The following is a 1,780-nucleotide window of genomic DNA, read 5'->3' on the forward strand; positions in this document are numbered from 1 at the left end:
GCTGAGCCAGAGTGACCAGAGCTGCCGGTGAATTTGTGCGCTCAAATAAGCCATCATCTATTTGGGTTTTAGCATCGCCAAGGTGGACAGGTCGGTTGAGAGTAATAAGGTAATCCGGGGCAAGGGTGACTTCCATCAAACATCCTCCATAGGTTCCTTCTATGTATCGGCTGAATCGCGCAAAACTTTGATGCAATATGATAAGAAGAAGGCTTTACATTTTTTAAAGCGGTGACTGCGCCAGATTATATTTAATCGTTATAACGCAATCAGTAGCAGGAAAAACTTTCCCGACGACAAGAGATCAATTCTTTGAATTTAGTCGAATGGCGTAGACGAGATAAAGACCGATGAACGGGGCAGGCATTAAATACCAAGAGTACGCACTGGTTGTCACATCCTGATAATAGCGCCAGGCAACAAAACCTGCACTAAAAAAGCAACTGGCCGGTAACACATAAAGCGCGATATTCAAGGATGCCATCTGCAATTTATTCAGTGTTTTGCCGTTCGCTATACCCGCCGCCGAAAATGCAACTAACAGAAACGACATCATGCCCAACATAAGCTGAGCAATGGTACCCGCAATCACCCAGCCTAGAGTCATAGTGTTAACCTTTAAATCCCTTACCCACAACATAGACTTCACGCGAGCGCGGGCGCGACGCATCGGGCTTACGGATCACGACTTTCTCAAATGAAGTGCGCACTTCTTTCACGTAATCGTCATAGCCTTCACCGTGAAAAACTTTTGCGACAAAATCGCCTTTGGGTTTTAATACACTGCGCGCCATATCCAATGCAAGCTCCACCAGGTACATGGACGATGCTTGATCCGCCGCATCCACCCCGCTGATGTTGGGCGCCATATCGGAGATCACCACATCAGCGCGATTGCCACCGAGTTTTTCCATGATTTGATTAAACACAACTTCTTCAGTGAAATCTCCCTGAATAAAATCCACATGCTCCAGCGAATCCATCGGCAAAATATCCGAGGCAATTACCCTGCCCTTCACGCCCACCAAGCGCCCCGCAATTTGCGACCAACTACCCGGCGCTGAGCCCAAATCCACCACCATCATACCGGGGCGAATCAATTTATCTTTTTCATTCAATTCAAGCAGCTTATAAGCCGCGCGCGCGCGATAGCCATCCACCTGCGCTTTTTTGACATAAGGATCGTTGACGTGCTCTTCCAACCAACGGTTGCTACTTTTGGATCTGGCCATGAATAACTCTAATTAACTTAAGAAACCTGGCCATTGTAAGCGGTCGAACAACATAAAACAAAAACCACACCCATAAAAAAGGGAGCCGAAGCTCCCTTAAGTCACACCGAGGAAACAACCTGTTAGAACAGCGTACCCAGATTAATCAGTTGGGTTTCGCCACTATGATCATTCACACCGTCATTATCAGTCACTATATACACATCGCCATTGGCCATCAGCGCTGTGCCTTCCACTTTCTCAATCAGAGTTCCCGTTGTTGCACCCAATACTGGCTTGATATCTTTAATCAGAGTTTTGGTGATGGTTTGGCCATCAGTTGCGGTTTGTAAATTAATTTTATACAGGCGTTTGATAGAAGCATCCATACCACCACGATTATCGCGCTCTAACACCATAAACTCGCCGTTGCCGATAGACGTAATCTCTGACAAGCCTACCCAACCGCCTGCAAATTGTGAGCTGTAAGCATCGAGCGGGTAGTAGACAAACTTCCAGGTTTTTGCAGCCAAATCATAAATGCCGATGCGTGGATTTGCTTCGCCTGC

3 protein-coding genes are annotated in these 1,780 nt (G+C 46.8%); all 3 read right to left on the minus strand.

Annotated elements, in window-relative coordinates; all coding sequences use genetic code 11:
- Positions 1-304: 304 nt before the first annotated feature.
- A complete protein-coding gene (locus tag ACWA6V_RS21205) occupies positions 305-607 on the minus strand; it encodes a hypothetical protein (protein ID WP_449524343.1) in 303 nt (100 codons plus the stop codon).
- Positions 608-611: 4 nt separating this feature from the next.
- Positions 612-1,232, minus strand: a complete 621-nt coding sequence (gene rlmE, locus ACWA6V_RS21210) for a 23S rRNA (uridine(2552)-2'-O)-methyltransferase RlmE (RefSeq protein WP_449524344.1) — start codon at positions 1,230-1,232, stop codon at positions 612-614.
- A gap of 122 nt (positions 1,233-1,354) precedes the next feature.
- On the minus strand, positions 1,355-1,780 hold a 426-nt coding region (locus ACWA6V_RS21215), incomplete at its 5' end, for an esterase-like activity of phytase family protein (RefSeq protein WP_449524345.1).

It is taken from the genome of Cellvibrio sp. (assembly GCF_053579595.1).

Excerpts from the sequence above, each read along its gene's own strand:
- ACWA6V_RS21205 (WP_449524343.1), bottom strand. The coding sequence starts at position 607 with ATGACTCTAGGCTGGGTGATTGCGGGTACCATTGCTCAGCTTATGTTG.
- rlmE (WP_449524344.1), bottom strand. The coding sequence starts at position 1,232 with ATGGCCAGATCCAAAAGTAGCAACCGTTGGTTGGAAGAGCACGTCAAC.